The following is a 5,494-nucleotide window of genomic DNA, read 5'->3' on the forward strand; positions in this document are numbered from 1 at the left end:
AGGGGTACCGCCAACATTTTAACGATAATATACGCTAAGCCTTCGGATGTACCTGGCTTAGCGTTTTTTCTTACTCTAAGCCCAATAGTCCGGGCTACACCGCCCGGACTACCGATCACTCACCTTCCTGTTGTTTCAGCGGTCGTAATGAGTTGAGAGACGTATTCTGCTTGAAGTTGAATTTGTATTCACCTAGAAAATTGATGTGCTCCCATCCAAGGGGGGAAATGTGATTTAGCAGTTCTTCCTGAAGCTTACCTTGCTTTTTGCGGTGTTCAGTTGCCTGCTGGAGATAGACGGTATTCCAAACGCTAATTGCATTGATGATAATGTTCAACGCACTTGCCCGTTGGAGCTGATCTTGTAGCGCACGTTCCCGCAGTTCGCCATGTTTGCCGAAGAAGATCGCTCTGGCCAATGCGTTCATGGCTTCTCCTTTGTTCAACCCCCGATGGATTTTTCTCCGCAGCGCCTCGCTCGAAAGGTAATCCAGAATGAAGATCGTTTTCTCGATACGCCCCATTTCTCTCAGCGCGGTAGCCAAGCTGTTTTGTCTTGCATAGGAACCGATTTTCCCCATAATGAGTGATGCTGAAACGGTTCCTTCCCGGATGGAGTGAGCCAGCCGGAGTACATCGTCGTAGTTCTCTTGAATGATCTTTGTATTAATCTGTCCGCGAAGCAGCTTCTCCAATTTAGGGAAAATGGACGGTTTTCCGATAGCGTAGAGCTTGGAATCAGCCAAGTCGCGTAAGCGCGGCGCAAAGCGAAATCCAAGCAAATGCGTTAAACCAAAGACTTGATCGGTGTAACCGGCTGTATCCGTATAATGCTCCTCAATGGACAAGTCCGTTTCGTGGTGGAGCAAACCGTCGATGACGTGTACGGCATCCCGAGCGTTCGTATTGATGACTTTCGTATAGAACGTGGAAAACTGGTCGCTCACGAAGCGATATATCGTTGCTCCTTTTCCGGTCCCGTAGTGAGGATTCGCATCTGCGTGAAGAGACGATACACCGATCTGGACGCGCATTCCATCAGATGAGGAGGTAGTGCCATTCCCCCAATATGAAGGCAGCGCCAGCTTATGATGAAAATTGACAAGAACAGCTTGCGCTTTATTCATCGCGTCTTCGTACAGCCGCCATTGAGCTGTATTGGCCATTTGCCGATATGAAATGCTCGGCGTGGCTTCAGCCATCTTCGTAAGCCCGATGTTCGTTCCCATTGCCATAAGGGTAGCCATAAGGATTGTTGTTTCTTCCTCGTTCGGAGCGCGGTTACTGGAAGCGTGAATAAACTGCTCATGAAAATTCGTCCAGTTGGCTACTTCCATGAGCAGATCCGTAAGCTTAATTCGTGGTAGCAGCTCATAGAGGGAAAGACTGAAATTTCGGGATTCATCGGGAACATCTTTCTCCAATCGCTCAATGTGCAATTTCCCGTTCTCCAAATTTACTCCGTCCAGCTCATCGATGTGATCCGAAACCCAATTTAATCTTTGAAGAAGTGCTTCAATCCGTTCTTCAAGATATTCCTTTGCGGACAAACTGACGGCAAGCTTTGTAGCGTTAGGATCAATGCCATTCCAATCGGCTTTCGGAACAAGGTATTCCTCGAAATCCTTATGCTGACGGCTTCCGACTATGGACACGTCCCCGGAACGAACGTAATTCCGCAACTCTGTCAGGACAGCCATTTCGTAGTAATGCCGGTTGATCGTTCCGTCATCGTCGTAAACGTGCTTTTGCCAGCGGTTCGAAACGAAGTTCAGCGGCGCGCCTTCCGGAACCTTCCGCTTCCCGGTTTCATTCATATCCCGGATGATATCGACCGCCTTCATTAGCGGCTCTGCGGACTTAGTTGACCGAAATTCCAACGATTTTAGCAGCGTTGGCGTGTATTTTCGGAGCGCATAGAATTTCTTTTCTAACAAGTCCAAGTAGTCGTAATCAACTGGTCGCGCCAGCCGTTTAGCTTCCTCCACGGATGCGACGACCTGATCCCACGGCATGACGGCATCAAGAGCAACAAACGGATCAATGCCTTCGCTTCGGGCCTTAATAAGAGCGGCTCCAAGATCGGCAAAGTGAACAACCTTTTCGTTGATCGATTTACCGTTTTGCTTTTGAAGTTCCTCTTGGGCCTTTCTCCCTTTGGAAAGCAGTATCATAATCTGCCGGTCATGAATCTCGAAAGCCAGGTCTGTCAAATCCTGAATTAGTTCCAATAGGTACGCTACTAAAATCGCGTACTTTTTCGGATCATTAAAACGTCTGAAAGAATGAGGTTCGTAACGCGAACCGATTTTAGAAAGTTGACGTAGACGGTTCGGATGGATGCCTTTCGTATCGACTTGCAGCTGCAAGTCGCGTAAGTATTCGAGTTTTTCAATCACCTTCAAAAAAGAATCCGGAGAGCTAGTACCTGGAATTTCCCTTAACCATGCTAAGTAGGTTTTGCTACTTTCCGGCATGGTGGTTAAGACGCGATCCAGCTTAGCAATTTGTAATTCTGTCAGTGAACTGCTGAGCAGCTTGAATATTTTTTCTTCTGTTCGTTTGCGCGTTTCCCAAACGGCTCTTTCAATTGTAGCCATTGAAGGGAGAATGATTTTACGCTTACGTAAATCTTCGAGTGCGAGTTGAATCAGGTGTAAGGGATTGCCGTTTGCCATTGCATGGCTAAATAGATGCTTGCACAAAGAACGATATTCGCTCAAGGTGAATGTCTGGTAGCCATATTCTTTCCGGATCTCATCCAGATGCTCGTACTTCGTTGCTTCTCGGTCGCCGTAAGATGCAAAAGACTCCACATCGGCATTGATTTGCTTTGCAATATGACGAAGAATTTGAACCGGCACTTCTTTTGTATCAGAAAGTGTCCAGCCGAGATAACGAAGTACGCACAGCTGCACGGCAAAGCCGAGTCGATTATAATCTCTTCGCCGCTGCTGTATGATTTCAAGGTCATGCTGTGTAAATGTGAAATAAGTGCCCAATTCCCATTCGCCAAGATCAGGCGGTATCTGCAAATAATGCAGCCGTTCCTCCGGAGTTAGCAGTTCCCTTACTCTCGCGTACATCGTACTTCATCCCCCTATTGCCAAGCTATTTTTTCGACTTCCGCTTGCAGATCCGCACGGGTTGCCTTGACGTAAATCATCGTTGTGTCCAGACTATCGTGTCCCATAATTTGCGCCAAGCGGTGCAACGGCGTGTTTTCTGCCATCACATAGCCGAACCGGTGCCGTAGATCGTGGGCGCTCAATCCTTCGAGCCGGGCTGCTTTCATATATTTTTGAATTAAATGACGTAAAGCACGTTCGGTTAATCGATCGCCGGTCTTTTCAGATGGAAACAGAAAAGGACTGTGCGGAGGGAGTTCTGCCAGATATTTTTCTAAAGCAACTCTACACGTGGCGTTCAAAGGAACTTCCCTCTGTTTATTTCGTTTTCCGGATCGGACCGTAAGCTGACCACTACGTTTACCGATTTGAATATCTCCGGGAGCCAAGTCACACACTTCCATGCTTCGTAAGCCCGTGTGAAACATCACGATTAGAATCGTCTGATCCCGAAGAGAACCGCCATGCTCGGCCGCAGCAACCAAAGCAGCTTCTTCTTTGTCTGTCATCTGTCTGGGGCTTACCTTTTCTTCCGGAACCAATTTAACCGGCTTCGAAGGGTCGCGGCGAATCCTGGATTCTGACACGGCCCATTCAAAAAAACGTTTCAGGGTAATAAGCCGCCGGTTAATGGTCGCCGGTTTCAATTCCATTATTTTTTGTGCTGCTTCCCTATATCGCGTTAATGTTGGAGTAGCCACATCTTCAATTCGAAATATAATCTCTTCCTCTTGGTGGTAGGCGGTCTCAAACCAGCCGATGAAATGTTTTAGGTCGCTTGCATACTCTTTTAGTGTTTTGGGATTCAAATCTTCGTGGGTGGTGAGAGCGTGAATGAAGTCCTGAATCGTCTGATCGCCCTGTTCCGAAATCCCCGGTGTTTCTCTCATTAGCAAAGCCTCCAAATCTTGTCTTACATTAGCGGACATGATATTCTTATTTTAACCGAAACATTAGCGGACATCAAGTGTATGCTTTGAAAACACCAAATGACCGCTAATCTTAATTAGCGGTCATTTAATATTAGGAGATCATTCCTTCATGATGGTTCGTAGAGACGATTTGCGCAACCGAGGAAACACTCGTGCAGCAAATGAATCGGCAACGAATCGCGCTATAGGAATCGTTTCTGCGCGATACTTCACGAAGCATATTTTTTATTTTAATATCAATTCGATGATGTTGCTTGTTTTGCCACCGGATGACGAACTTTTTTGACGCATTGTCATCCTCCCTGCACCTGCCATTTCCACGAGAATTTGCCCGATGGCGTTTGTGGTATCAATCACCATGTTTTTGATTGCTTTAGGTTCCAGCGTCACCCCGTTGTCGATGGCTGTGCCATCGATCACACTTGGCAATACATTGCCGTTTGCACTGTCTTTGACGACCATGTTAATATTTTTTTCTTCGTCGCTGCCATTGTTGATCGCCACCGAAAGTGTGGTTTCTCCGTTTTTGCGAGACATCGTGAACGTGGTTTTTGAACTGTTTTCAAGCATGGGTAAACGCCTCCTTAAGCGATTGAATTATTTTGGTTTAACATATCAAAAATGCGCTGTTGTTTATTTTTTTCATCATCGAGCAGTTTGGAAATAATCCCTTCCAAATTCGTCGTCCCCGACGTGCCGCAGGTACAGCCGCTTGTTGATCCGCTAGAAGGCTGACAGTTACAGCAGGTACGGCATTTGCAAAACAAAAGCAATAAGGCTAAAAGCACGGAATTGTCGCTAATTTGAATTTGATTGCCAACGGTGAAGTTGTTGCCATTGGAGACGGTGTTTGCCGAGTTGTTTGCCGAGCTCGCTAACCCGTTTGCCGTGCTCACTAAGGCGCTGTTGTAGTCAAAGGTGTTGTTGGATTCACTGGTATTCGTGGATTCGTTGGTGGCGCAGCTGGTGGAGTTTAACGTGCTGTTGGCGGTGCTTGCGTTGTCGTTCGTTGAAGAGTTGTCAGCATTGGAGGTATTGGTGGTAGTATTATCGCCTGTCGACGCTGTTGCTGTAGGCGTAGAGGTGTTATCACCTGTGGTGGCAGTGGCACTGGTTGTGGATGAATTATCGCCAGTGGTTGAGGAACTGTCACCTGCACTCGATGTAGCATCTGTATCCGATGAGTTTGTTGCAGGACCACTTGTTGTGGTTGACGTATTATCACCATTCGTTGATGTGCTATCACCTGAGCTGCTGGTGGCGTCCGTATCCGATGAGTTGGCCGCAGGACCACTACTTGTGGTGGAGGTATTATCTCCATTGGTGGAGGTACTATCACCCGATGACGAAGTGCTGGTGGCGTCTGATGCGTTGTTCGAGCCGCTAGTTGAGGTTAATGTATCGGTCACGGTAGCCGAACTATCATTATCACTGT

4 protein-coding genes are annotated in these 5,494 nt (G+C 47.2%); 1 reads left to right on the top strand and 3 read right to left on the bottom strand.

From position 1 onward, the window contains the following. Positions 1-115: 115 nt before the first annotated feature. From M4D81_RS34555 to M4D81_RS34565, 3 genes are all read right to left on the bottom strand, one after another. Positions 116-3,085 (bottom strand): Tn3 family transposase, encoded by a 2,970-nt coding sequence (locus M4D81_RS34555; protein ID WP_028598545.1) that lies wholly within the window; start codon positions 3,083-3,085, stop codon positions 116-118. A 14-nt stretch (positions 3,086-3,099) separates the two neighbouring features. Beyond that, positions 3,100-4,017, bottom strand: coding sequence for a tyrosine-type recombinase/integrase (locus M4D81_RS34560; protein WP_006211804.1), 918 nt, complete (start codon positions 4,015-4,017; stop codon positions 3,100-3,102). A gap of 267 nt (positions 4,018-4,284) precedes the next feature. Continuing rightward, a complete protein-coding gene (locus M4D81_RS34565; RefSeq protein ID WP_006211803.1) occupies positions 4,285-4,629 on the bottom strand; it encodes a hypothetical protein in 345 nt (114 codons plus the stop codon). A 348-nt stretch (positions 4,630-4,977) separates the two neighbouring features. Between M4D81_RS34565 and M4D81_RS34570 the strand changes: the two genes are divergently transcribed. Continuing rightward, positions 4,978-5,494, top strand: a 517-nt coding sequence (locus M4D81_RS34570) for a hypothetical protein (RefSeq protein ID WP_260069681.1), incomplete at its 3' end; no start/stop codon positions are given.

The sequence above is a fragment of the Paenibacillus sp. p3-SID867 genome, assembly GCF_025142895.1.
Classification (GTDB): Bacteria; Bacillota; Bacilli; order Paenibacillales; family Paenibacillaceae; genus Paenibacillus_AQ.